We start from the raw sequence: 24889 nt of genomic DNA on the forward strand, positions 1-24889 counted from the left end.
AAATTGCGTTTGATAATCAATATCATTTGTCATTGTTTATCTACGCGTCATAATGCCCGCCGCCAACTTCTATTACAGAGTCTAGGGAGCTAGCTTGTCCAAGCCTGTCGAACCCTTGCGCTTGCTGCTGCTGGCCGAAGAGCCGGCGTGGGCAGCGTTGTTGCGCGAGTGTCTCGCTCCGTTGGGAGACTCGGTGGTGCTGATCAGTGCGCCGACCTGGGAATCTGTCAGCCGTCTGTTCGATGAAGACCGCTCCGCGATTCTGTTAACCGTTCCCCAACTGCAACCGGCTCCCGGTCGTTGCAGCCTGCCCACGGTATTGCTGCTGGAACAGGAGCCGCTGAACACGCCCGCCGGCGCCAGCGACTGGCTGGTGAATAAAAACCTCACTGCCGATACGGTGCGCCGTTGCCTGCGCCATGTGCGCGAGCGCGGGGTGCTGGAAAACACCCTGTTGCGCCTGGCCGAGCAGGACCCGCTGACCGGCATCGCCAACCGTCAGGGCTTCCAGACCCTGCTGGCGGCGCGCCTGGCGGAAAACGAAGGACGCGGGCTGGCGCTGGGGCACCTGGACCTGGACAACTTCCGCCATGCCAACGATGCGCTGGGCCACCAGGCCGGCGACCGGTTGATCCTGCAAGTGGTCTCGCGGCTCAAGAGCCAGCTTGAGGCCGGCGACCAGCTGGCGCGCCTGGGCAGCGACGAATTCGCCCTGCTGATCGATACCCGCCGGGCGCCGCAGCGCGCCGAGTGGATGGCCGAACGCATCGCCGAAGTCATGGCCGAGCCGTACTGGATCGATGGCGAAAGCCTGCTGATCGGCTGCAGCCTGGGCATCGCCCACGCGAGGGCGAATGCCGGCGCCGACCCGCTGATGTGGCACGCGCACATCGCCATGCAGCAGGCCAAAAGCACCCAGGGCTGTACCTTTCATATCTTCAACGAACGCATCAATCGCAATGCCCGCAGCCTCGCCGACCTGGAAAGCGAACTGCGCCGGGCCTTGCGCCGCGACGAGCTGGAGTTGCACTACCAGCCGCGCCTGAACCTGCATGACGGGCAGATCGTCGGTCTGGAGGCCCTGGTGCGCTGGCGCCACGGCGAGCGCGGGCTGTTGCCGCCGAGCGAGTTCGTGCCCCTGGCCGAGCAGAGCGGCCTGATCGTGCCGCTGGGCTACTGGGTGATTTCCCGGGCGCTGCGCGACATGCAGGCCCTGCGCGAACGCGGCCTGGCGCCGCTGCACATGGCGGTCAACCTGTCGTTCCGCCAGTTCCAGGACAGCCAGCTGCTGTCGACCCTCAGCCGGCTGATTGCCGAGCGTGGTGTCGAGGCGCAATGGCTGGAATTCGAGTTGACCGAAACCGCGGTGATGCGCCGCAGCGACCTGGTCAAGCAGACCATGGACGCGCTGGGGCGGCTGGGGGTGCGGTTTTCCCTGGACGATTTCGGCACCGGGTTCTCGTCCTTCGTGCACCTCAACAGCCTGCCGATTGCCTTGTTGAAGATCGACAAAAGCTTTGTCGGCGGCATGGAGCAGCGCGAAGAGAACCGCAAGCTGGTGCACGCCATGATCAACCTGGCCCACAACCTCCATCTCGAGGTGGTGGCCGAAGGCGTGGAAACCCCCGAGCAACTGGCCTTGCTGCGCAGCTTCGGTTGCGACCAGGCGCAGGGCTACCTGATCAGCAAGCCGCTGCCGCTGACGGAACTGGTGGAGTATCTGACCTTCGGCAGGAGTCAGCAGGTCCTGGTCGGCGAGGTCATCTGACGGCACCCTGCCGTAGTGGCAGGAGAACCTGCCGCTACAGGGAATCCCGGGCGGCCTGGAAGTTATCCCGAGCGGCAGGCTCCGCACCTTCCCGGCGAATCATCCGGCGCATCTTCCATTCGAAAGCCAGGGTCAGGCTGATGGCGGCGCACGCCAGCCCCGATGCCAGGCCCCACCACACACCGGTCGCGCCCCAGCCCAGGGTGAATGCCATCAGCCAGGCCGCCGGCGCACCGATCAGCCAATAGCAGCCCAGACCCACGAGGAAGGTGGTCTTGGCGTCCTTGAGCCCGCGAATCGCGCCCATGGCGATGGTCTGCGTGCCATCGAACAGCTCGAACCAGGCCGCGACCGCCAGCAGGCTGACCGCGAGGTTGATCACGTCGCGAAAGGCTGGGTCGTTATGGTCGAGGAACAGCCCGATCAACTGGTTCGGCAGCAGCCAGAAGACCATGGCGAAACCCAGCATGGCCGCGCCGCCAAAGGCGATCCCGACCCGGCCGGCCATACGCGCGTGCAACAGCTGCCCGGCACCGTAGTGCTGGCCGATGCGCATGGTGATCGCGTAGGAGATCCCGGCCGGCACCATGAAGGCCACGGAAACGATCTGCAGGGCGATCTGGTGCGCCGCCAGCTGGGTGCTGCCCATGGTGCCCATGCATAGCGCGGCGAAGGCGAACAGCCCGACTTCCACCGCGTAGGTGCCGCCGATGGGCAGGCCCAGCCGCCAGAGTTCCCGCAGGTAGTGGCGATTGGGCCGCGCCAGGCCCTGGCGCAGCGGGTAGGCGGCATAGGCCGGGTGGCGCTTGATGTGCCAGGCCAGCGCCAGGGCCATGCAGTTGGCGACGATCGCGGTGACCAGGCCGATCCCCACCAGGCCCAGCTTCGGCAGGCCGAACATGCCGGTGATCAAGGCGTAGTTGAGCAGGAAGTTGGCCACGGTGCCGGCCAGGCTGATGACCATCACCGGCGTGGCGCGGCCGATGGCGCTGGTGAAGCCGCGTAGGGCCATGAAGCTCAGGTAGCCGGGCAGGGCGAACGGCAGGATCAGCAGGAACTGGCCGGCGGACTGCACGTTGGTTTCGGTCTGGCCGAACAGCAGCAACACCGGCTTGAGGTTCCACAGCAGCAGGCCGGCGACCAGCGCCATCAGCCACGCCAGCCAGAGGCCGGCCTGGGTCAGGCGCGCGGCGCCTTCGATGTCGCCGGCGCCCTGGCGAATCGCGACCAGGGTGCCGACCGCTGCGATCACGCCGATGCAGAAGATCGACACGAACGAATAGGTGGCCGCGCCCAGGCCACCGCCGGCCAGGGCTTCCGGGCTGAGGCGGGCCATCATCAGGGTGTCGGTCAGCACCATCAGCATATGCGCCAACTGTGAGGCGATCAGCGGCCCGGCCAGCCGCAGGATGGCCCAGAGTTCGGTGCGTGCTGGATGCTGCATGGTCATCGGTCTCGATACGGGGGAGGCAGTTAAGAGGGTTGATTCTCGGCGCTCTGGGCGACTTTCACAAAGGGATAAAAACGATTGGTGGCATGATTAAAACTCATGCTTGCGGATTCTGGTAAGTTGGCGCCATTGCGCCTGTGGAGTGCTGCCATGCCCCGTCGTCTTCCGCCCCTGTATGCCTTGCGCGCCTTTGAAGCCGCGGCGCGATACAGCTCGTTCACCCGCGCGGCCGAGGAGCTGTCGATCACCCAGAGTGCGGTCAGCCGGCATATCCGCACCCTGGAAGACCACTTCGCCTGCCGGCTGTTCCAGCGCAGCGGGCGCAACCTGCAACTGACCGAAGCCGCGCGCCTGCTGCTGCCAGGCATCCGTGAAGGCTTCACCGCCCTCGAGCGCGCCTGCGATACCTTGCGCGCCGAAGACGGCATTCTGCGCATGAAGGCGCCCTCGACCCTGACCATGCGCTGGCTGCTGGCGCGCCTGAGCCGCTTCCGCCATCTGCAACCGGGCAACGAAGTGCAACTGACCAGCGCCTGGATGGACGTCGACTCGGTGGACTTCAACCAGGAGCCCTTCGACTGCGCGGTGCTGCTGAGCAATGGCCACTTTCCGCCGGACTGGGAGGCCAGCTACCTGTTTCCGGAACTGCTGATCCCGGTGGGCGCGCCGAACCTGCTCAACGACCAGCCGTGGGATGTAGCGCGGCTGGCGGCCACCGAGCTGCTGCACCCGACCCCGGATCGCCGCGACTGGCGCAACTGGCTGGAGCGCATGGGCCTGTCCGAGCAGGTCTCGCTCAAGGGCGGGCAGGTCTTCGACACCTTGGAACTGGGCATGATCGCCGCGGCCCGCGGCTATGGGGTTTCCATGGGCGACTTGCTGATGGTGGCCGAGGATGTGGCCCAGGGACGCCTGAGCCTGCCCTGGCCGACGGCGGTGGCCAGTGGCGAGAATTACTACCTGGTCTGGCCCAAGACCCGGCCTGGAGGTGAACGTTTGCGCCGCCTCAGCGATTTTCTCCAGAACGAGGTCCGCGCCATGCAATTGCCCGACGTAGAGCGTCTCGGCTGAAACGATGAAGGCCCCGTGACCAGGGGCCTGCGCGATACCCATCCAACGCGCTCAAGTATTGATCGGCGCCGCCGAATCCTTGGAAGTGGAACCTTCGTTCTGAAAGGTTTCGACATCTCATTCTTATTAGAACCATTGCCGAGCGTGTGACGCGATCAGGACGATCCGGTCTCTCGGCCAGGAGCTGTCATGCCTCAACCTCGTGCCCGGATCGCCTCGCAGCTTGGTCTCGCACTCGCCGTGGTACTGGCGATCGTGATCAGCGGCAGTACTGTCTTCGCCCTGCGCTCGCTGGACGCCGCCAACCTCGCCACCCGGGAAGAACACCTGGCCAGTGAGGCACGGCTGCTGGCCGACCAGCTCAATACCTTCCACGGCACCCTGCGCGAAAGTACCCAGCGCCTGAGCGGGCTGTTCGAAAAGCGTTTCAGCGGCGGCCTGAGCCTGCACCCGGACCAGCCGGTGACCGTGGCCGGTACCCAGACCCCGGGCCTGCACCTGGGTGATGTTGTGCTGAACAACAATTTCGAGGAGGTCGACGAGTTCAAGCAGATGACCGCCGGCGTGGCGACGGTGTTCGTGCGCAGCGGTGACGACTTCATCCGCGTCAGCACCTCGCTGAGTAAGCAGGACGGCAGCCGCGCCATCGGCACCCTGCTGGACCACGCGCACCCGGCTTACCAGAAACTCATGGCGGGGCAGAGCTATGTCGGCCGCGCGCTGCTCTTCGAGCGCCTGTACATGACCCAATACACGCCGGTGAGGGACAGCGCCGGCCAGGTGATTGCGGTGCTGTTCGTCGGCTTCGACTACACCGACGCGCAGAACGCCCAGTTCGACAACCTCAAGCGCTTCCGCATCGGCCAGACCGGTTCCCTGGCGTTGCTCGACGAACAGCAGAAGTGGCTGGTGCCGCCGGCCGGCGTGCAGGCCCTGGAACCGGCGGGGGCGACCATCGCTGAACTGGCCAGGCAGCCGGGCAAGGGCCACTTCTGGAGCGACAAGAACGAGGACTTCTACAGTGTCGCCGTCCCTTTCGAAGGCGGGCCCTGGTCGGTGGTGGCGAGCATGCCGAAGGCCGAGATTCGCGCGGTGACCTGGAGCGTCGGTCTGCGGCTGGTCATCGGCAGCCTGTTGGCAATGCTGCTGGCGGTGGGCGCCACGGTCTGGCTGCTGCGCAGCAAGCTTGCGCCGCTGGGCGACCTGGTGCGCCAGGCCGATGCCTTGGGTAAAGGCGACCTGAGTGCGCGCCTGAATGTCTCCAGCCAGGATGAGATCGGCCAGTTGGCAGGCAGCTTCAACCAGATGGGCCAGGCCCTGTCGACCATGGTCGAGCACATCCGCAAGGCTGCCGCGGAGGTCAATGGCCGGGCCCAGGCGTTGTCCGGGTTGTCGGGCGGGGCGTACGAGGGTATGGAACAGCAGTCGGGCGAGATCAGCAGCATGGCCGGGGCGGTGGAGGAGTTCAGCGCCACCTCGCTGAATATCGCCGACAACATGGGCAACACCGAGCGCCTGGCCCAGGAAAATGCCCAGCAGACCCGGATCGGCCGCACCTCGATGGAGGAAGCCTCGGCGTCGCTGGAGCAGATCGCCGGCGCCTTGAACAGCACGGCCACGGTGATCAACACCCTGGGCCAGCGCTCCGAGGAAATCGGCGGCATCGTCGGGGTGATCACCGCGATTGCCGACCAGACCAACCTGCTGGCGCTCAACGCCGCCATCGAAGCCGCGCGCGCCGGCGAACAAGGCCGCGGCTTTGCCGTGGTCGCCGACGAGGTACGCAACCTGGCTTCGCGCACCCGCGAAGCCACCGACGAAATCTCGGGGATGATCAACAGCATCCAGCAGGAAACCGGCAACGCCATCGCCACCATGGAGCAGGGCAATGTGTTGATGCAGGAAGGCCTGTCGCGCAACGCCAATGTCGCCTCGGCCCTGGCGCGCATCGACGAGCAGAGCCGCTCGGCCGGCCAGCAGTTCGCCGCGATCACCACCGCGACCCAGGAGCAGAGCAGCACGGCGACCCTGCTCAGCAGCAACCTGCAGAGCATTGCCCTGGCCAACAGCGAACAGCGCGAAGTGGTATCGAACCTGGCGATCACCGCCAAGGAGCTGGAGAAGCTGGCGGCGGACTTGCGCCAGGAGGTCGACCGCTTCCGTTGATAGCGGTTGCGTGGCCGTTGGCCACGGCTGGGGAGGTAGATTGCAAATGCGCGGGGCTGGGCTAAACCATAGGGGCGATTTCCCTACAGGATGCCTTCCCGGCAGGAGCTGACATGTCCCGTCTCACTGGTTTTGCCCTCCGTACCGCCGTGCTGCCCCTGGCATTGGCCAGCCAGATGGCATCCAGCCAGGAGGCCGTGGGATTCATTTCCCCGGCTTCCTGGTACACCGCCTTCAACGCTATCGCCCAGGTGGCATGCCATAACTGCTACGAAAAACAGTACGCTGGCACCTTCACCAGCGTGCTCGACAGCGTGCGCACCCTGGAGCTGGACTTCTGGGACCAACGCGATGCGGTCACCGGAGGTTCGCCCCGCCACTGGTTCGTACGGCACAACCCCGGCAGCCTGTTCCAGTCCGGCAATGACAACAATTGCACCGGCGACGGCAACGGCACCAACGACCTCGAGGCCTGCCTCAACGACATCAAGCTCTGGAGCGACAGCCATCCCGGGCACTTCCCGATTACCCTGATCCTCGACAAGAAACAGGGCTGGTCGAAGGAAAGCTCCGGGCGTACGCCGAAAGACTTCGATGACCTGGTCAGCCGGATTTTCCAGGGCAAGCTCTACACCCCGGGCGACCTGGCCCAGCATCTGGGTGTCAGCAGCAGTGCCTTGCAGGGCTCGCTCAAGGGCAAGTCCTGGCCGACCGCCAGCCAACTGCAGGGCAAGGTGCTGCTGGTGCTCAACCACTCGGAGAACCAGAAACTCTCGCAATACGCCGAGGCCCGCACCACGAGCGCCAAGGTGTTCATTTCCCCGGTCACCAACGGCCAGAACGATGTCAGTGGCGAGGTCAGCGGCATGTCCAGGACGTCGTCCGGCTACGTGGCCATGAACAACATGGGCAAGGGCGACAAGCAGTGGGCCGCGCAAGCCTTTGTCTACAGCCACATCGGTCGGGTGTGGGGTGATGACGGCGTGTCGTTCACCCAGCACATCGCCGAGAAGGTCAATCTGTCAGCGTATTACAAATTCGCCGAGGCCAAGGATGGCAACGGCTATCGCATCCGGCCGTTCTGAGGTTTCAGCGGGGCTCGGCCGGTTCGGCAAGCCCCGGGTCCACCCGCTTGCCGATATCCCGCAGGCGCGCCAGTTGGTCGACCATGGTCGGCGCTTCATCCAGGCTGCTGACAAAGGTCCACAGGTAGGTCATCACCGCATACACATGCCCGGCCTTGACCCTCTCGGTCAGGGCCAGCTGGCTGATGGCGATCACGAACAGCAGCGCGGCCGCCGAGCCAAGCAGCAGATAGGCCGCCGCCTCGCGGTCCGACAGCCAGATCCGCAGCCGCGACAGTACCCGGTAGTGCCGTTGCAGGGACGTGGCGCCGACCTTGGCCACCAGGCCGATTTCCTTTTCCAGCCGGTCGTTCAGGCGCTCATGCAGCTCCTGATTGCGCCGGGCAAAACGCGGCAGCAGGGTGACGCATAGCAGCAAGGCCACCAGGCAGGCCAGGCCGACCCAGGGTTCGATCACCAGCAGCATCACCGCCGCGCCGACAATCGAGACCAGCGCGGTGGCGATGGTCGGAACGTGTTTCTCGAAGAAGTCGACGAACTCCCGGGCCAGCACCACCCGCGCCGCGGCGGTGGAGGTGCTCTGGTTCTGCAGGCGCTGGTTGAGGATCACCGGCACCGCGAGGTCGGCGTAGATCCGCGTGAAGGTGCGGGTATCCACCGCCCGCCGCGCGGCCCCGACCACCCAGAACGCCAGCACCACCAGGGCATAGACCAACGCGCTGCCGGCATCGCCGCGAATGATCGAGTCCACGGCGAACCCGGCAAACAACGGGTAGGCCAGCAGCAATGCGTTCTCTAGTGCCACCAGCGACAAGGTGCAGAACAGCTTGCCGGGGTAGGCGCGGGCGATGGCTTTCAGGGTCTGGCTGGCGGATTGCTGGCCGATTTTCTTGCTTTCATCGATCAGGATTTGTGGGGTAACGGCTGGCATGAGTGCACCGGAGGGAAGATAAGCGCTATTATTGAGCGACTGCTCAATAATATTTGAGCAGTCGCTCAAAACGCAAGCGCCGTCCATCTACCGGCGCCCAGAGGTAATGCCCGAATGTCCCGTACCGACCGCAAAGACCAGATCATCGCCGCTGCCCTGGAGCTGTTCCACAGCAAGGGTTTCGCCGATGTTTCCACCCGCGACCTGGCGGACCACGCCGGCTTGTCCCGCAGCCACATCTATCACTACTTCAGCGACTGGAATGAATTGCGTCACGAAGCTTTCGTGCGTTTTGCCAACGAGCAACTGGACGCTGTAGGCGCGCCCCTGGTTGGCTTGCCGCCGCTGGAGGCCCTGCATGGATTCCTGCGCGATTGCCTGCCGGTTTCTGCCGAAGACAGCTGGGCGCTGTGGCTCGATGCCTGGGATGAAGCCATGCACGACACCGCGCTGGCCGAGGCCTACCAGAGGGTGGATGAGCAGTGGCAGGCCCTGCTCGCCAGCATCATCGAAGCCGGCGTGCAGGCCCAGGTTTTCCGATGCGCATCACCCGCACGCGCAGCCCGGCAGATCTTCGCCCAGATCATGGGCTATGCCGACGGCCTGTTGCTGCGACCCTCGGCCGAGGCCGCCGCAGCGGCGATGGACGAGGTGATGGAAGTGGTTGAGCTGTTATTGAAGATTCGCTGAGCCCTGGAGAGGCGTTCGAGTGTGCCGGCCTGTTGCGGAAATTAGGTTGCTGAAACGATTCATCAGCGCTATAAAAATCCCACAACTCCAATAAAGGCATACGCCCATGACTCCGCTCCGACTGCTGGTCGTTCTTTCCGCGTTCACCGCTGCTTCCCACGCCATGGCCTGGGACTATGTCCTGCTCGATACCGACAAGGCCGCCCAGGATTTCCATATCACCAGCCAACAGCTGGGAGTAAAGACCGAACAACCCTTTTCCGTGACCCTGCGCACCCTGCATGGCGGGCGGCAGGAAGGGGTGAGCATTGTCGACATCGACAACGGTGCGATGAAGCTCTCGGTGGTGCCGACCCGTGGCATGAACGTACTGCAGGCCTCCGTCGGCAAGGTGCGCATGGGCTGGGATTCGCCGGTCAAGGAAGTGGTCAACCCGGCGTTCATCGAGCTTAACGGTCGCGGCGGCCTGGGCTGGCTGGAAGGTTTCAACGAACTGGTGACCCGCTGCGGCTATGAGTGGGTCGGGCATCCGGGGATGGATAACGGTGAGCTGCTGACCCTGCACGGTCGCGCGGCGAACATCCCGGCGAACAAGATCACCCTGCATATCGACGAGAAGCCGCCGTACGCCATCAGCCTGCGCGGCGAGCTCAAGGAACAGGCGTTCAAGAAAGTCGATTTCTCGGTGGCCACCGAGCTGGTGACCGAGCCGGGCAGCGTCAGTTTCGCCCTCAACGACACCCTGACCAACAACGGCGACTATCCGAAGGAATACCAGGCGCTGTATCACAGCAACTTCAGCACGCCGTTCCTCGAAGAGGGGGCGAAGTTCGCCGCTGCGGTGAAGCAGGTGTCGCCGTTCAATGACAAGGCCAAGGGCGACCTTGCCGATTGGCAGACCTACCGCGGCCCGACCCGGGATTACGACGAGACCGTCTACAACGTGGTGCCGTACGCCGATGCCCAGGGCGACACCCTGACGGTGCTGCACAACAAGGCCGGCAGCCTCGGTGTGGCGGTGGGCTTCAATACCCGGCAGTTGCCGGTGTTCTCCCTGTGGAAAAACACCGATACCCAGGGCCAGGGCTACGTGACCGGCCTGGAACCGGGCACCAGTTTCTCCTACAACCGTCGCTACCAGCGCCCGTTGGGCCTGGTGCCGACCATCGAGGCCAGGCAGAGCAAGCAATTCCAGATCCGCTACAGCCTGCTGGCCGACAAGGCGGCTGTGGATAAGTCCCTGGCCGAGATCAGCCAGATCCAGAACGGTCGGCAGACCGAAGTACGGCCGACGCCGCTGGTGGACCTGAGCAAGGAGTGATTCTCCTCAACTCGCGGCCGGCCGGTATTGCAGCGCTTCGGCCAGGTGCTCGCGGCTGATCTGCTCGGCCTGCTCGAGGTCCGCCAGGGTACGGGCGACCTTGAGCAGGCGGTGGGCGGCGCGCAGGGACAGGGTCAGGCGTTCGCAGGCGGTTTCCAGCCAGCGCTCGTCGGTTGTGGATAACTGGCAATGCCGGCGCAGGCCCGGCAGGTCGAGAAAAGCATTGGCGCAACCCTGGCGCCGTTGTTGCCGCTCCCTGGCGCGGGCCACCAGGGCCGCGGCTTGCGCGGTGTTATCCCCAGCCTGGGGCTTGGGGTTGAGGGCGGTGCTTTCCCGGGCCACGGTCAGGTGCAGGTCGATGCGGTCGAGCAGCGGCCCGGAGAGTTTGTTGCGATAACGCTGGATCTGCTCCGGGGTGCAGCGGCAGCGGCCACTGGGCTCGCCAAGATATCCACAGGGGCAAGGGTTCATCGCCGCCACCAGCTGGAAACGCGCCGGAAAATGCACCCGGTCGCGAGCCCGGGCGATGACGATCTGCCCAGACTCCAGCGGTTCGCGCAGCACCTCCAATACCTTGCGATCGAATTCCGGCAACTCATCGAGAAACAGCACACCGTGGTGGGCCAGGGTAATTTCCCCGGGTTGTGGTTTCGAGCCTCCGCCCACCAGGGCTGGCCCTGACGCAGAGTGGTGCGGCTGGCGAAACGGCCGCTGCGGCCAATGGCTCAGCGGAGTGTGGCTGGTGACCGACTGGATGGCGGCCACTTCCAGGGCTTCCTGCTCCTCCAGCGGCGGCAACAGGCCGGGCAGGCGGCTGGCCAGCAAGGTCTTGCCGGTGCCCGGCGGACCACTGAACAGCAGGTTGTGCGCACCGGCCGCGGCTACCAGCAGCGCGCGTTTGGCGGCCAGCTGGCCCTGTACTTCATTCAGGTCGGGGTAGGGGCGGTTCTGGTAGAGCAGACCGTCCGAAACATAGGGTTCGATCGGTGTATGGCCGTTGAAATGCGCAACGGCTTGCAGCAAGTGCTCGACGGCGATCACCTTCAGTCCTGACGCCAGGCAGGCTTCCTCGGCATTCGCGCGCGGCACCATCAGCGTGCGTCCGGCCTGGCGCGCGGCCAGGGCTGCCGGCAGCACACCGCGCACTGGACGCACCGCGCCGGAAAGCGCCAGCTCGCCCAGGCATTCGACGTCCTCCAGGGCCAGGGTCGGCACCTGCACGCTGGCGGCGAGAATGCCCAGGGCAATGGCCAAATCGAAGCGCCCGCCGTCCTTGGGCAGGTCGGCCGGGGCGAGGTTGAGGGTGATGCGCCGGGCTGGAAAATCGAAGCCGGCATTGAGAATGGCGCTGCGCACCCGGTCCTTGCTTTCCTTGACCGCCGCTTCAGGCAGGCCCACCAGGGTCAGGGCCGGCAGGCCGTTGGCCAGATGGACTTCGACCGACACGGCCGGCGCTTGCACGCCGGTCTGGGCACGGCTGTGGACAATGGCCAGAGACATGACTCGTTCCTTGAGGCTGGGAAACCGCGTCCTGCGGTTGTGCAAGCCTAGCCCCGGCCGGAGCATCGCCGCGCCGGAAAATCGGCTCAGGATGTTGCGGCGAGTGGCTCAGCCGCGCCAGTCGTGGGACCAGCCCGGTTGGGCGATGCGCTGTTCGTACAGGGCGATGTCCGACTGATTGTCGACTTCCACCCAACCGCCGCGAATGGCCACGGTGGCGATAGCGGTGCCGGCCTGGAGCAGGGCGCGCAGCAGGCTGGTCATGTCCAGTTTGTCGATCTGCTGCTCGCTCATGCCGGCCAGCAGCGCCTGGACCTGGCTCCAGCCCGCGGGGGTGAATTTCAGCAGGCCCATGTACTGGCCTTCGATTTCCTCGTGGCTGGCGACCCTTTCACCGATACCCAGCAGTTGGCCGGCCTGTTGGCGGAAGCTTTCGGCATCGCTGAGGGGGTCGTCGAAGCGCGTCGACCACAAGTCCCACCACTCGAGGTCGTAGGTGATGCTCAGGGGCGCCTGGGAGGCCATCAGGTCACGGACGATGTCCGGGCGATAGACGATGTCGCCGTAGCACACCAGGGTCGGTTCGCTGGACAGCAGGGCGTCGGCACGTATCAGGCTGCGCACCATGTTGCTGCTGGCCCAATACGGGTTGTACAGCCGGCTCTGGCCGTAGCCTTCAAGGGCTTCGCTGCAATAACCGCTGACCAGATGCACCTCGTCGACCCCGGCGTTTTCCAGGGCTTGCAGCTGCCATTCGAGCAGCGGCTTGCCAGCCAGGCGGGCCAGGGGCTTGGGTTGCGCGGCGGTCAGGTGTTTCAGGCGGGAGCCGCGGCCGGCGGCGAGAATTACGGCTTTCATGTCAGGTCACTCAAAGAGCCATTGGCACAGTTGTCGATCGGCTTCGTCCAGCGCTGCTTCGCGCTCGGGATGCCACATGATGCCGGCCACCTTGAGGTGGGTATGCACCAGGGCCTCGCAGGTTCCGGAAGCGTCCAGGGCCCAGGGGCGCAGGGCGGCGGGCAACGGGTCGAGCAACTGTTTACCGTGGAAGGAATTGACCGAGCGCGAAGCGGCCTGGCCTTGTAGCCAGGGCAGCTCGTCGGCGGCCAGCAAGGTGATGAGGTGGCGTTGCGCGACGTGCACGTCGCGATCGGCATCGGCCAGCCGGCCGCCGAAAAAGCTGTGGATCAGTTGCAACCCGCGGCAGACCCCCAGCACCGGCAGCCGCTCGGCCACGCAGTGGGCCAGCAGCGCCTGCTCGCTCTGATCGCGCAACGGGTCGCTGCCGAGATCATCGCCGCCGCTGAAGATCACGCCTTGCACGCCCTGGGCCCGGGCATAGGCCACGGTGTCTTCGCCCAGGTTGGGCAGCAGCAGCCATTGGTGGCCGCAGCCGAGCTCGGCGAAAAAGCGGTACCAGTCCCTGGCCAGGCCATCGCGCGGTTCGTCGTAGGCCTGCGGGTTGCAGGTTCTCAGGGTGATGCCGAGACGTTTCATGGTTGCACCGGGCTCAGGGTCTTGTCGCGACAATTGAGGGCGATGCGCGGGCTGCGCAGGATCCGGTTGAACAGCTGTTCGCCGCAGCCGATGGCCGCCGGAATACCGAACTCGGCGCAGCGGATGGCCATGTGCGAGTTGGCCCCGCCGTACTGGGTGACCAGCCCGGCGATGCCGCGGGTGAAGACCCAGTCGTAGCCGGGGTCGGCATTCTCGATGCAGACGATCTTGCCCTTGAGCGGCGCCGAGGCCGGGGTGTCCTGGCGCAGTTCCATGCCGATGGCTTCGACGTTCTGCCGGGTGATGAAGTTGGGCAGGCTGCGATGCAGCGGCGCGACGAACACATCGTCGACCGCGCTGATCAGGTGCCCGAGCTTCAGCGAGATGCCCTGTTCATAACTGCGCCGCGCCTGGCTGGCCGACTCCAGCAGAACCCGGTCGGTGTCATCCATCAGTGGCGCGGTGAGGCTGTCGAGCAGCGGGTGGATATCGAGAAAGGACAAGTCTTCTCTGGCCAGGCCGACGTCGGCGCCCCAGCTCACCAGCAATTGCAGGGCATCGGACAGGTCCCGGGTGAACACCAGCTTGGCGTATTCCCGGGCCTGGATGGCCTGGCTGGCATAGTCCAGCAGGTGTTCGGTCGACAGCGGCCAGCCCTGCTCGTCGATCAGCCGTTGCAGGGCCTGGCGTTCTTCGGGTTGCAGTTGGAATGCCGTCTGCGGGCTCTCGCCGTGACCCAGCTCGACGGTCGCGGCAGCGAACAGGTCGTGGCGCTCGTCGTAGCGCAGTGAGGTGATGTCGTAGGTGCCGGGGCGCAGATGACCGAACTTGGCGACGAACGCCGGCAGGGTACGGGCATCGGCGCAGACCTGGGCGTATTCGCGCGTCAATTCGGTGGTGACGGTGTGGATCGACTGCTTCCAGGCCAGCAGGCGCTCGTTGCTCAGGGCGCCTCGGCGGCAGGCCGAGCGCAGCAGAGCCTCGGCGATGAACGCATGCCGGGCGAGCATGGCGAACGGCAGCGTGCCTTGCTCGCGACAGTCCAGCAGCAGGCGGTGGATGCTGTCGAGGTCGGCCGGCAGGGCGTCGAGGCGCCGGCTTTGCTGCCGGCGCTCATGGGTGCGCACCCGATCGAGCAAGGGCGGCAGCGCGCCGGTTCCCTCACCGCTCAGCGCCCGCAGCGTCAGTTGGTCGAGGGCCGTGCGATAGGCCCGTTGTTCGACGGCGCTGAGGCTGTCGCCATAACGCTCGGCGAAGTCGGCATCGAAGGTGAAGTCCAGGCAGGTCTGGACGATTTCGAACTCGACCTTGTCGTGCCATTGCGGATGGGCCTGCAGGCGCTGCAGCCAGGCATTGACCAGGCGAGTGCACAACCCCGGTTCCAGGCCCGCGGGCAGGAATGAGTTGAAGCTGCAGCGCACGTCGATATACGGGTGATGGCCGAGCATCACCATCAGGGCCTGGTGTCGCGGGTGGTGGTAACCCATCAGGGCGCGGGCTTCGCGCCAGGTCGAATCCGTCACCAGGCGCCGATACAACGAGGCCGCCAGCGGGCGCGGGGTGGTGCCGATGATTTCCGCCGGATTCCAGTCAGGCATCACCCCCAGCAGGGTGCTATCGCCATACAGGCCGGCCTGGGGCGCCAGGCGTTTGGCCAGGAAGCGCTGGATGTGCTCCAACTGGCGCGCCACCCGCCGTTCGGTGACCGGGTGCCAGGTGTTGCACAGGGTGATGCGCCGCACCTGCAGGACATAGACCTGCTGGTGGTGGTCGACGGCGAACTCGATGTCCAGCGGCACGTTACCGCAGAGCGTTTCCAGCTCCCGGCAGGCATCGATCACTGCCTGCAAGCGCGGGGAACGCAGCTGGGCGCTCTCGGTGTCGCGGTACACCAGCACGGTTTTCTGGATGCCCTGGCCGCCGGTAATGGTATCGGTCAGGCCGCTCTCGTCGTCGTAGTTCACCACGTAATAAGGGGCGCCATGCTCCAGGTCGTGGGTCATCACCACGCCGCTCATCTGGATCGAGGTCAGCATCGGCTGGATCAGGATCTGGTTGTCCTCGCAGCGGTGCTCGGCAAAAGACGCGATCACCTGTTCGATGGCGACGCTCAAGGCCCGAGGGTTGGTGATACTGACATTCAGGCAACTGGTAAACAGGCCGGCCATGGAACTGTTGACGCTGTCTTCGTTCTGCGCGCTGCTGCGCACGATCACGAAAAAGCCGTCAGGCTCCAGCCGGGCAATGTTCTGCAGCACGTCAGCGGGATCGTCCCGCCACTGCCGGGCGGTGAAAAAGTACAGCGGCAGGATCTGCGAACGGGTGACCCGCGGCTGCAGGCGCTCCAGGGTTTCGGACTTGGTCCCGAAACGAACGATGTTTTCGGCGACCGGGTTCATGGCGCGTCCTTGTGTTTGTCCACCGCCAGCAGGGCCAGGTGTTTGAGCAACGGGTGAATGATGAAGTAAGGCGGCTTTTCGGCTTCGGCCGGCAGGGGCCACAGGGCTCGGGCGCCTTCGCGCCGCCAGTGGCCGAGGACTTCCACCAGCAGGTCGGCGCGGATCGCATTGTCATACAGGTAGTCGACATCCATGCCCGGTGGGGGCAGGGGATAGGTCTTGCGCGCCAGCACCGGGCCGGTGTCGATCTGCTCGTCGAGCAGCAGGGCGCTGGCGGCGCATTCACGCTGCTCGATGATCTGGTAGTACAGGGTGGTGCTGCCACGATAGTCCGGCAGCCAGCCGGAGTGGATATGCAGCACCGGGTAGCGACTCAGCAGGGCCGCCGGCACCAGTTGCCCGCCGTAGCCGGAGTAGACGACCAGGTCCGGCGCCTGGCGGTCGATCAGCGCGAGCAGTTGTGGATCGTCGAGGGCCTGGGCCGGGCACACCTCGTGGGGCCAGTCCAGGGCCGCCAGGCAGGTGTCGAGGTCCTGGCTCAGGTCCGGGCAGAACAGCTCTGCGAGAGGCTGTACCTGCAGCTCGCGGGTGGTCTGTAACGAGCCGCCGCCCTGGCCGTAGACAATCACCGCTTCAGGTTCGATACCGGCTGCCGCCAAGCCTTGCAGGTAGGCGACCGAGCGTGCGGTGCGGGCGCAGAGGATCAGCAGGCGAGCGCGGCTCATAGGCCGGCCTCCCGGGCGACTGTGGCCAGCACCTGTTGTTCCTGGGTCAGCAGCCAGGCCAGGTAGGCGCCCTGGTCCGGGGCGAGGCGGCCCTGCTGCGACACCAGGGTATCCGTCAGCTTGAGCAGGCCGCTGAGGTAGTAGGCCGCGCCGCTCGCCTGCCAGCCGTGCAGCATGCACTCGGCCAGCAGCAGGTAAGGCTGTACGGACCCATAGCTGCCATGGGGCAGCGGACGGTGCGGAGCCGCGGCTTCATAGCCGGTATACAGGCGTTTGCTCACTTCGAATTTCTTCAGCAGGCGCGGCAGCCAGTAGGTCGCCAGCGGGCCGGAGACGCCCGCGCCCGCGCGCATTTCCAGGCACAGGTGGCCCAGCAGCGCCGTGCTGTCCCCGGCGTGCGCCGGGCCTTGCGGATACAGCGCAGGCAAGGCTGGCGCCGGCAGGTGGGCGCATGCAGCCAGGCGCGAGGCGCGCCAGGCGTCGACGAAAGCTTCACCCTGGAAACTGCTGTAGCGATAGGTCTGCGGGGTTTCCAGCAGGTCCCCGTCGCTGTAGGCGTAGTTCAGCATGATGGTGGATACCCACAGAGCTGGCGAATGCGTTCCACATAGCCCGGGATGTCGTCGGGTTCGTGACGGTTATGCAGCACCAGGTCCGGGCGTTGCGGCGGCGGGTACTCGATGTCCACGCCCACCACGTTGCTCTGTTCGCCTCGCAGGGCGGACTGGTAAAGCCCCTTGTTGTCACGGCTGATCAGGGTGCTCAGCGGCACATCGACGAACACTTCACGGTAGCTGGAGAAACGCTGGCGGTTGTCGTCGCTGATGTCCTGGAACATCGACAGGATGCAGCAGACCACATCGATGCCCTGGCTATCGAGCCAGCCGCACAGGGCCTGGATCCGCTCGGCGTTGACCCGGCGTCCGGCGACGCTGTAGGCGTCCGCCTGCTGGTCATGGCGGAACAGCGCGCGAATCTCGTCGCCGTCGACGAACACGGTCTGCGGCCGTTGCGCTTTCAGGCTGGCATACAGGGCCCGGCCAATCGTGGTTTTGCCCGCGCCCGACATGCCGACCAGCCAGATCACCATGCTTTCACCCCTGCTTGAGTATGTTTTCGATGTTGCGCAGCGCCAGTACCGCCAGCTCCGCCGAGAAACCATAGCTGGGGGCGAAGTAATGGCGACGCAGGCGCTGACGGACCGCGGCCTGCCGTTGCCAGAGGCTCTCGTCCCCCAGCAGGTCGGCCAGTTGCCAGCGCGCCTCGGGGTCGAGGTTGACGATGTCGTTGCGCAGCAGTACATCGGGCGATTCCTCGCCGGTCAGCGCGTCCTGCTCGGCGTCCGGTACGTTCAACAGCAGCAGGTTCTTGTCCAGGTACAGGGCGCCGAACGCGGTTCCGCCGTAGTCCGAAACCACATAGTCGGCGCAACGGAACAGGCTGAGGTTGTCGTAGACGCGGGTAATCACCGCGGTGAACGCGTATTGCTCGAGCAGTTTCAGCGCCCCGGGATCGGTTTCAACCGACAGCGGATGGGTCTTCACGATGACGTTGTAGCGATCGCACAACCCGGCCATGGCGTCGGCGAAGCGGCTGATCGACGACAGCTCCAGCCAGGTCGGCAGCCACAGCACGGTCTTTTTCGTCGGGTCCAGGGCCAGGTCCGCCGGATGCTGGCCTTGCAGCGAGGTTTCGCGGAAATAAGCGTCGTAGCGCGGGTAGCCCATCTGGAAGGTCACGGCATCGCAGCATTCGCGCAGGCGCTCGGCCTGCCAGGGGCCGAAGCACAGGATCAGGTCGTAATGCCGGTTCCAGCTGGAGAAGTTGTGTTTGTACTTGCCCAGGGCGTACATGAAGCGCACCTGTCGATGGCCCAGCGCCTTGATCATCGGCTGCGAGCCGTGGTCGTACATGCTGTGGTTGGAGACCACCACGTCATAGCGGTGATTGGACTTGATCACATCCAGGCTGCCGTGACAGCTGTAACCGAGGCCGCCGATCAGTTCGCGGCTTTGCGCGCGCTCTTCATGGGTGCCATGCAGGACCACATCGAAAGCATCGGCCCCCAACAGGCTCCAGACCGCCTGATAGTGATTGAGCATCTCGGCGGTATGAACGAAGAAGGCCAAGCGGCTGAAGGGTTTTGGCGCGGTCATAGGGCTACCTGGTGCACAACAAAGAATAAGTCGAGGCAAGCGTTGGCGTTGCTTGGCGGTGTCGTAGGGCATGGCTCGCCCAGAGGGTGGCCAGGATCGCAAACGCTGGACATGTTATCGGCGGAGCAGGCGGGAAATGAACGGGCAGGGCGGAAAATCTTTACTGGCGGGGCCGGCTCGACCGGCGGCAGGCACTGCACGGTCGAGCCTATGCACAAGGGCGCGGTCGAGGTGGTTATTGCTCGCTCGGGTTGAGCTTGGCTTCCAGCTCGGCGACCTTCGCCTCCAGGCTTTCCAGGCGGGCCCGGGTACGGGCCAGGACGACCATCTGGCTGTCGAATTCTTCCCGGCTGACCAGGTCCAGCTTGCTGAAGCCGCTTTGCAGCAGGGCCTTGAACTGGCTTTCGATTTCGGCGCGGGGCAGTGGGGTATCGCCGCTGAACAGGCGGGCGGCATGGCCGCTCAGGGCATCGAGGAGGTCTTTGGGCGCGAGCATGGGAAGTGTCCTGAAAACAATGGCGGGCAGTGTATCACGCACTGTCTATAGTCAATTGGCAGGCGGGGATGCACGCTTTTCGCGCATCGCGCCGGGCAGTGGCGCACTGTTGTTGTGCGTATCCGTGGCGATGATGGCGAAGTGGTTTCTGTCGTGGCGGCCAAGGGACTGAAATCAGTGGGTTTTCGCGAGATGGCAAGGTTTCTGCTTAGTCCCCGATGACCCATGCACTGATGCAGTCGCTGTGACGAATGCAGTGCGGCAGGCGGAGCGGGGAAGTGTTTCGTCAGCAGCGGTTAGCTGGCGTCGGTCTGGTCGAGGAAGGCCGACGATGCGTTACAAAGCCAGGCACTGCGCTTAGACTTGAGTCGGGTTTGTTTTCCTGGGGCAAGTCCACCAATTCGGGAGAAAGTTTCATGAAGCTAGTCACTGCCATCATCAAGCCGTTCAAGTTGGACGACGTGCGCGAGTCGCTGTCCGAGATCGGCGTGCAGGGCATTACCGTTACTGAGGTCAAAGGCTTCGGCCGGCAGAAGGGGCACACCGAGCTGTATCGCGGCGCGGAGTACGTAGTCGACTTCCTGCCCAAGGTGAAGATCGACGTCGCCATCGACGACAAGGATCTTGATCGGGTCATCGAGGCGATAACCAAGGCCGCCAACACCGGCAAGATCGGTGACGGCAAGATCTTCGTGGTCAATCTGGAACAGGCTATTCGCATCCGTACCGGCGAAACCGATACCGACGCCATCTAAGCCGCCCCAAACCCAACGCCCCAGGAGAAAACAATATGACTCTGCGTAAAATCGCAGGGCTAGGAGCCCTGTTGTCCCTCGTAATGCCTGGCCTGGCCATGGCGGCGGACGAAGTGGCAGCCCCAGTCCTCAACTCCGGCGACACTGCCTGGATGCTGACCTCGACGGCCTTGGTGCTGTTCATGACCATTCCCGGCCTGGCGCTGTTCTACGGCGGCATGGTGCGCTCGAAAAACATTCTTTCCGTGATGATGCAGTGCTTCGCCATTACCGGCCTGATCAGCATCCTGTGGGTCATTTATGGCTACAGCATTGCGTTCGACACCACCGGCATGGAGCAGGGCGTCGTCAACTTCAACTCCTTCGTCGGCGGCCTGGGCAAGGCCTTCCTGGCCGGCGTCACCCCGGCGAGCCTGACCGGCCCGGCGGCGCTGTTCCCCGAGGCGGTGTTCATCACCTTCCAGATGACCTTCGCCATCATCACCCCGGCGCTGATCGTCGGTGCCTTCGCCGAGCGGATGAAGTTCTCCGCCATGCTGATCTTCATGGCCATCTGGTTCACCCTGGTCTACGCGCCGATCGCGCACATGGTCTGGTCCGGCAACGGCGGCCTGATGTGGGACTGGGGCGTGCTGGACTTCGCCGGCGGCACCGTGGTGCACATCAACGCCGGTATCGCCGGCCTGGTGGCCTGCCTGGTGCTGGGCAAGCGTAAAGGCTTCCCGACCACCCCGATGGCGCCGCACAACCTGGGTTACACCCTGATGGGCGCGGCCATGCTGTGGATCGGCTGGTTCGGCTTCAACGCCGGTTCCGCCGCCGCCGCCAACGGCACCGCCGGCATGGCGATGCTGGTAACCCAGATCGCCACCGCCGCCGCGGCGTTGGGCTGGATGTTCGCCGAATGGCTGACCCACGGTAAGCCAAGCGCCCTGGGCATCGCCTCGGGTGTGGTTGCCGGCCTGGTGGCGATCACGCCTGCCGCTGGCACCGTAGGCCCGATGGGCGCCCTGGTGATCGGCCTGGCAGCGGGCGTGGTGTGCTTCTTCTGCGCCACCACCCTGAAACGCAAGCTGGGCTACGACGACTCCCTGGACGCCTTCGGCGTGCACGGTATCGGCGGTATTCTCGGCGCGATCCTCACCGGCGTGTTCGCCGCGCCATCGCTGGGCGGCTTCGGCACCGTGACCGACATCGCCGCGCAAGTGTGGATCCAGTGCAAAGGCGTGGGCTTCACGGTGATCTACACCGCGATCGTGACCTTCATCATCCTCAAGGTGCTGGATGTGGTCATCGGGCTGCGTGTCACCGAGGAAGAAGAGTCGGTCGGCCTCGACCTGGCGCAACACAACGAGCGCGGTTACAACCTGTAATCTCGCCAGAAAAAATGCCCGGCTTGCCGGGCATTTTTTTGTCTGCGTTTTGTCATTGAGAGACGGCTGAAAGGTTTTTTCCAGAGCTTGTCAGCCAGTTTGATGACTGCTTTTTTTTCGGGTCAATGACTTACAGCATTGGAGGAATATTCGGCACTTTGTTTTTTCCCAGAGCGCGCTAGAATGCGCGCCGAATGTGCGGAGAACTGTATGTGGCAACAGACTCTGATTACCCTGCGGGCAAGGCCCCGGGGCTTTCATCTGGTAACGGACGAGTTGCTCGCCGGCCTGCCTGAACTGAAGGCATGTCGGGTCGGTCTGTTGCATTTGTGGCTGCAGCATACCTCGGCCTCGTTGACCATCAACGAGAATGCCGACCCTGCGGTTCGTCGTGACTTCGAGCGTTTCTTCAACTCCCTGGTGCCTCAAGGCATGGCCGGGTATGAACATGACGACGAAGGGCCCGATGATCTGCCGGCGCACTTCAAGGCCAGTTTGCTAGGCTGTCAATTGAGCTTGCCGGTCTCGGCGGGTCGCTTGGCGTTAGGCAGCTGGCAAGGCGTTTATCTGGGCGAGCATCGCGATCATGGCGGTGCCCGCAAAGTCCTTGCCACCTTGCACGGTGATAAGGCATAAGCCGCTGGTTATCAGTGGATGTTGATTTTTTTCCAGCGGCCTTCGACAGTCGGCTCAGCTGGGCTATAACTAATCTGCTTTTCGCAAGTCATGAGGTAGAACATGAGCGACGATGATCTGGAAAACGACGACCTCGAAGTAGGCGACGAAGACGAAACCGAAGAAGGTCTTGAAGCGGCCGCCGACGATGTGGCGGAAGACGATGGCAGTGATGTTCCTGCCCCGACCGCCAAAGGCAAGGCCAAGGCTGCCGTCTCGGTAGACGAGCTGCCGAGTGTCGAAGCCAAGAACAAAGAGCGTGATGCACTGGCGCGCGCCATGGAGGAGTTCCTGGCCCGTGGCGGTAAAGTGCAGGAAGTCGAGGCCAATGTGGTTGCCGATCCGCCCAAGAAGCCTGATAACAAGTACGGTAGCCGGCCTATCTGAGCGCCTGCCACTTGCTTGCTGAAAAAGCCCGCCGTCGCTGCGGGCTTTTTCATGGGCGCTTGTTGGCGAGAGTGCGGTGTTGCAGTGATTGCGACAGCGTCCGATCAGGCGCCGTTGTGCCAGTGCGCCAGCAGTTTCGGCAGCTCGGTCAGGCTGCGGATTTCCGCATCCGGTAACCGGTCCGCCTCCCAGGCCTTGCCGGCCGGGTTGAACCAGATGGCCCGCAAGCCGGCCTGCTGCGCCCCGGCGATGTCGTCGCCCGGGTGGTCGCCGATGTGCACGGCGGTGTCCGGTGTCGCCTCGCCCCGTTGCAGGGCTTCGTGAAACAGCCGTGCATCGGGTTTGGCGATGCCGATGTCTTCGGCGCACAGGGCGAACTTGAAGTAATCCGCCAGCCCCAGGCGGCGCACGTCGGCGTTGCCATTGGTGACCACGCCCAGCGCGAAGTGGTTGGCCAGCGCTTCCAGGGTCGGCTGCACCTCGGGAAAGATATCCAGCTGATGCCGCGCATGCAGGAACACTTCAAAGCTCTGGTCGGCCAGGGCATTGGCCTGGCCCTGGTCGTAGCCGGCTTCCTCCAGCGCATGAAACAGCACCCGTCGGCGCAGCGCGCTGATGCGGTACTTGAGCCCCGGCTCGTTGCTCAGCACCCGCTCACGGATGGTCCAGAGATGCTCCACCGGTACGCCGCCCAGTTGCGGAGCGTGGTCGGTCAGCCACTGGCGCAGCACGGCTTCGGCGCTGACGATCACGGGCGCGGTATCCCACAGCGTGTCGTCGAGGTCGAAGGTGATCAGCTTGATCGTCATTACTCACCGCCTTTGTTGCGTTTGGCCCGTGGGTGGGCGCTGTCGTAGACCGCTGCCAGGTGCTGGAAGTCCAGGTGGGTATAGATCTGGGTGGTCTTGATATCCGAGTGCCCCAGCAGTTCCTGTACCGCGCGCAGGTCCTGGGAGGATTCCAGCATGTGGCTGGCGAAGGAGTGTCGCAGCATGTGCGGATGCAGGTTCTGTCCCAGCTCGCGCTCGCCGGCGGCCTTGACCCGCAGCTGGATCGCCCGGGGGCCCAGGCGCCGGCCCTGCTGGCTGACGAACACCGCGTCGTCCGGCGGATTGCTCAGCGCCCGCAGCGGTAGCCACAGCTGCAGTGCCTCGCGGGCCTTCTTGCCAATCGGCAGGACCCGGGTCTTGCTGCCTTTGCCGTGGACCTGCACCAGGCCATCGGCCAGGTCCAATTGTTCGAGGTCGAGGCTGGTCAGCTCCGACAGGCGCAGGCCGGAGGAATAGAATAGCTCGAGAATTGCCTGGTCGCGGTGCGCGAGGAAATCATCCTCCACCGCGCCATCGAGCAATTGCAGTGCGCGATCGGTGTCCAGGGTCTTGGGCAGGCGGCGCTCGCCCTTGGGTGGCGCCAGGCCGTTGGCCGGGTCGTGATTACACAGGCCTTCGCGGTTCAGGTAGTGGTACAGGCCGCGTACGGCGGAGAGCAGGCGCGCCAGGCTGCGAGAGGATTGGCCCTGCTGGTGCAGGCGCGCAATCATGCTGCGCAGGCCCTGGATGTCCAGGTCGGACCAGCTGCAAACCTGCTGCTTGGCACAGAAGGCCAGCACTTTTTCCAGGTCGCGGCGGTAGGCTTGCAGCGTATGGGGCGACACTTGGCGCTCACTGCGCAGGTGCTCGCAGTAGGCGTCCAGTTGTCGTTCCATGGTCAGCGAACCGAGCGTAGCGAGTGAGTGAAGCGCGGCAGCACGCGGCCCATGACTTCGGCGATATAGCTGAGGAACAGCGTCCCCACCGAGCTTTTGTAGTGCTGCGGGTCGCGGCTGGCGATGGCCAGCACGCCGTGAATGCCCTGATGGGCGATAGCGACCACGGCGCTCGAGCCGATCTGCTGGCGCTGCTCTTCGCCGAACAGGAAGTCCAGCTCATGCTCGCGCAGGCTGCCGCTGATGCTCTTGCCTTCGGTCAGCAAGCCGCCGATGGCGGTCTGGGCATCGGCCGCGGTGACCCAGCGGCCCACCGGCATGGCACTGTCACTGAACAGGATCAGGCTCACGAAAGGCACCTGGAAGTCCTGGCGCAGGCTGTCTTCGACGCTCATCACCACGTCTTCCAGGCTGTTGGCATCCATCAGCGCGAGAATCAGGCGCCGGGTCTTCTCGAAGAGCCGGTCGTTGTCCCGGGCCACGTCCATCAACTGCGAAAGCCGGTGACGCATCTCGATGTTGCGCTCGCGCAGGATCTTCATCTGCCGCTCCACCAGCGAGATGGTGTCACCGCGCTGATGGGGAATGCGCAACGCCGGGAGCAGTTCTTCATGCTCGACGAAGAAGTCCGGATGAGCCTCCAGGTACGCGGCGATCGCCGCCGCCTCGAGGTTTTCGGCAGGAGATTCGTCGGGCTGTTCGGCTGGAACCTGAGGCTGATCAGTCATGGTTTTCGCTC

Annotated in this window: 24 protein-coding genes; 10 read left to right on the plus strand and 14 right to left on the minus strand. The window is 64.6% G+C overall.

Annotation, left to right across the window (positions count from 1 at the left end; all coding sequences use genetic code 11):
- Positions 1 to 94: 94 nt before the first annotated feature.
- The gene (locus tag AC07VU_RS05425; protein WP_007932415.1) at positions 95 to 1768 is read left to right on the plus strand and encodes a putative bifunctional diguanylate cyclase/phosphodiesterase; all 1674 of its coding nucleotides are present in this window, start codon (positions 95 to 97) and stop codon (positions 1766 to 1768) included.
- 34 nt (positions 1769 to 1802) lie between these two features.
- Here AC07VU_RS05425 and AC07VU_RS05430 read toward each other — a convergent pair whose 3' ends face one another.
- Positions 1803 to 3212, minus strand: a complete 1410-nt coding sequence (locus AC07VU_RS05430) for a NorM family multidrug efflux MATE transporter (RefSeq protein WP_457275223.1) — start codon at positions 3210 to 3212, stop codon at positions 1803 to 1805.
- 156 nt (positions 3213 to 3368) lie between these two features.
- Here AC07VU_RS05430 and AC07VU_RS05435 point away from each other — a divergent pair, with 156 nt between their 5' ends.
- The 3 genes from AC07VU_RS05435 to AC07VU_RS05445 all read left to right on the plus strand — a co-directional run bounded on the left by AC07VU_RS05435 (position 3369) and on the right by AC07VU_RS05445 (position 7540).
- Complete coding sequence (locus tag AC07VU_RS05435; RefSeq protein ID WP_007926627.1) at positions 3369 to 4289, plus strand: LysR substrate-binding domain-containing protein; 921 nt, start codon at positions 3369 to 3371, stop codon at positions 4287 to 4289.
- 189 nt (positions 4290 to 4478) lie between these two features.
- Positions 4479 to 6455, plus strand: a complete 1977-nt coding sequence (locus AC07VU_RS05440) for a methyl-accepting chemotaxis protein (protein ID WP_087087558.1) — start codon at positions 4479 to 4481, stop codon at positions 6453 to 6455.
- 113 nt (positions 6456 to 6568) lie between these two features.
- Positions 6569 to 7540 carry a Ca2+-dependent phosphoinositide-specific phospholipase C gene (locus tag AC07VU_RS05445; protein ID WP_007926632.1) on the plus strand — a complete coding sequence of 324 codons (972 nt, stop codon included), beginning with the start codon at positions 6569 to 6571 and terminating at the stop codon, positions 7538 to 7540.
- Positions 7541 to 7544: 4 nt separating this feature from the next.
- Here the strand turns inward: AC07VU_RS05445 and AC07VU_RS05450 are convergent, their stop codons facing one another.
- Complete coding sequence (locus AC07VU_RS05450; protein ID WP_277589834.1) at positions 7545 to 8471, minus strand: ABC transporter six-transmembrane domain-containing protein; 927 nt, start codon at positions 8469 to 8471, stop codon at positions 7545 to 7547.
- Positions 8472 to 8585: 114 nt separating this feature from the next.
- Between AC07VU_RS05450 and AC07VU_RS05455 the strand changes: the two genes are divergently transcribed.
- The gene (locus AC07VU_RS05455; RefSeq protein WP_495029595.1) at positions 8586 to 9161 is read left to right on the plus strand and encodes a TetR/AcrR family transcriptional regulator; all 576 of its coding nucleotides are present in this window, start codon (positions 8586 to 8588) and stop codon (positions 9159 to 9161) included.
- Between the two features lie 106 nt (positions 9162 to 9267).
- A complete protein-coding gene (locus AC07VU_RS05460) occupies positions 9268 to 10482 on the plus strand; it encodes an aldose 1-epimerase family protein (RefSeq protein ID WP_457275214.1) in 1215 nt (404 codons plus the stop codon).
- 6 nt (positions 10483 to 10488) lie between these two features.
- Here AC07VU_RS05460 and AC07VU_RS05465 read toward each other — a convergent pair whose 3' ends face one another.
- The 9 genes from AC07VU_RS05465 to AC07VU_RS05505 form a co-directional block, all read right to left on the minus strand.
- Positions 10489 to 11982 carry a YifB family Mg chelatase-like AAA ATPase gene (locus tag AC07VU_RS05465; RefSeq protein WP_277589831.1) on the minus strand — a complete coding sequence of 498 codons (1494 nt, stop codon included), beginning with the start codon at positions 11980 to 11982 and terminating at the stop codon, positions 10489 to 10491.
- A 108-nt stretch (positions 11983 to 12090) separates the two neighbouring features.
- On the minus strand, positions 12091 to 12840 hold the full coding sequence (locus tag AC07VU_RS05470; protein ID WP_274304994.1) for a phosphocholine cytidylyltransferase family protein: 750 nt from the start codon (positions 12838 to 12840) through the stop codon (positions 12091 to 12093).
- 6 nt (positions 12841 to 12846) lie between these two features.
- Positions 12847 to 13479 (minus strand): gamma-glutamyl-gamma-aminobutyrate hydrolase family protein, encoded by a 633-nt coding sequence (locus tag AC07VU_RS05475; RefSeq protein WP_274304993.1) that lies wholly within the window; start codon positions 13477 to 13479, stop codon positions 12847 to 12849.
- The gene (locus AC07VU_RS05480; RefSeq protein WP_495029596.1) at positions 13476 to 15878 is read right to left on the minus strand and encodes a PEP/pyruvate-binding domain-containing protein; all 2403 of its coding nucleotides are present in this window, start codon (positions 15876 to 15878) and stop codon (positions 13476 to 13478) included. Before AC07VU_RS05480 ends, AC07VU_RS05475 begins: the two co-directional genes overlap by 4 nt.
- A complete protein-coding gene (locus AC07VU_RS05485) occupies positions 15875 to 16603 on the minus strand; it encodes a formyltransferase family protein (protein ID WP_457275210.1) in 729 nt (242 codons plus the stop codon). The genes AC07VU_RS05480 and AC07VU_RS05485 overlap by 4 nt, the downstream gene beginning before the upstream one ends.
- The gene (locus AC07VU_RS05490; RefSeq protein WP_457275208.1) at positions 16600 to 17172 is read right to left on the minus strand and encodes a hypothetical protein; all 573 of its coding nucleotides are present in this window, start codon (positions 17170 to 17172) and stop codon (positions 16600 to 16602) included. Before AC07VU_RS05490 ends, AC07VU_RS05485 begins: the two co-directional genes overlap by 4 nt.
- Positions 17166 to 17693: an adenylyl-sulfate kinase gene (locus AC07VU_RS05495; RefSeq protein ID WP_009046159.1), complete on the minus strand. Its 528-nt coding sequence runs from the start codon at positions 17691 to 17693 to the stop codon at positions 17166 to 17168. Before AC07VU_RS05495 ends, AC07VU_RS05490 begins: the two co-directional genes overlap by 7 nt.
- A 4-nt stretch (positions 17694 to 17697) precedes the next feature.
- Positions 17698 to 18759 (minus strand): CDP-glycerol glycerophosphotransferase family protein, encoded by a 1062-nt coding sequence (locus AC07VU_RS05500; protein WP_277589825.1) that lies wholly within the window; start codon positions 18757 to 18759, stop codon positions 17698 to 17700.
- 235 nt (positions 18760 to 18994) lie between these two features.
- On the minus strand, positions 18995 to 19255 hold the full coding sequence (locus tag AC07VU_RS05505; RefSeq protein ID WP_007926648.1) for an accessory factor UbiK family protein: 261 nt from the start codon (positions 19253 to 19255) through the stop codon (positions 18995 to 18997).
- A 416-nt stretch (positions 19256 to 19671) separates the two neighbouring features.
- Here AC07VU_RS05505 and glnK point away from each other — a divergent pair, with 416 nt between their 5' ends.
- The 4 genes from glnK (at position 19672) to sutA (ending at position 22445) form a co-directional block, all read left to right on the plus strand.
- Positions 19672 to 20010, plus strand: a complete 339-nt coding sequence (gene glnK, locus AC07VU_RS05510) for a P-II family nitrogen regulator (RefSeq protein ID WP_002555808.1) — start codon at positions 19672 to 19674, stop codon at positions 20008 to 20010.
- A gap of 35 nt (positions 20011 to 20045) precedes the next feature.
- Entirely contained in the window at positions 20046 to 21383 is a 1338-nt protein-coding gene (locus tag AC07VU_RS05515) for an ammonium transporter (protein WP_007926649.1), read from the plus strand.
- Between the two features lie 210 nt (positions 21384 to 21593).
- Entirely contained in the window at positions 21594 to 22019 is a 426-nt protein-coding gene (locus AC07VU_RS05520) for a secondary thiamine-phosphate synthase enzyme YjbQ (protein ID WP_007926650.1), read from the plus strand.
- 102 nt (positions 22020 to 22121) lie between these two features.
- On the plus strand, positions 22122 to 22445 hold the full coding sequence (gene sutA / locus AC07VU_RS05525; RefSeq protein WP_007926654.1) for a dormancy-specific transcriptional regulator SutA: 324 nt from the start codon (positions 22122 to 22124) through the stop codon (positions 22443 to 22445).
- A gap of 104 nt (positions 22446 to 22549) precedes the next feature.
- On the opposite strand, the gene AC07VU_RS05530 is transcribed toward sutA, so the two are convergent.
- The 3 genes from AC07VU_RS05530 to AC07VU_RS05540 are packed head-to-tail and all read right to left on the minus strand — an operon-like array spanning position 22550 to position 24878.
- Positions 22550 to 23254, minus strand: coding sequence for an HAD family hydrolase (locus tag AC07VU_RS05530; protein WP_274304988.1), 705 nt, complete (start codon positions 23252 to 23254; stop codon positions 22550 to 22552).
- A complete protein-coding gene (gene xerC, locus AC07VU_RS05535) occupies positions 23254 to 24150 on the minus strand; it encodes a tyrosine recombinase XerC (protein ID WP_007926657.1) in 897 nt (298 codons plus the stop codon). The genes AC07VU_RS05530 and xerC overlap by 1 nt, the downstream gene beginning before the upstream one ends.
- 2 nt (positions 24151 to 24152) lie before the next feature.
- Positions 24153 to 24878 carry a DUF484 family protein gene (locus AC07VU_RS05540; protein ID WP_150053211.1) on the minus strand — a complete coding sequence of 242 codons (726 nt, stop codon included), beginning with the start codon at positions 24876 to 24878 and terminating at the stop codon, positions 24153 to 24155.
- Positions 24879 to 24889: the final 11 nt, after the last annotated feature.

The sequence above is a fragment of the Pseudomonas sp. GW821-FHT02B10 genome (assembly GCF_059421865.1).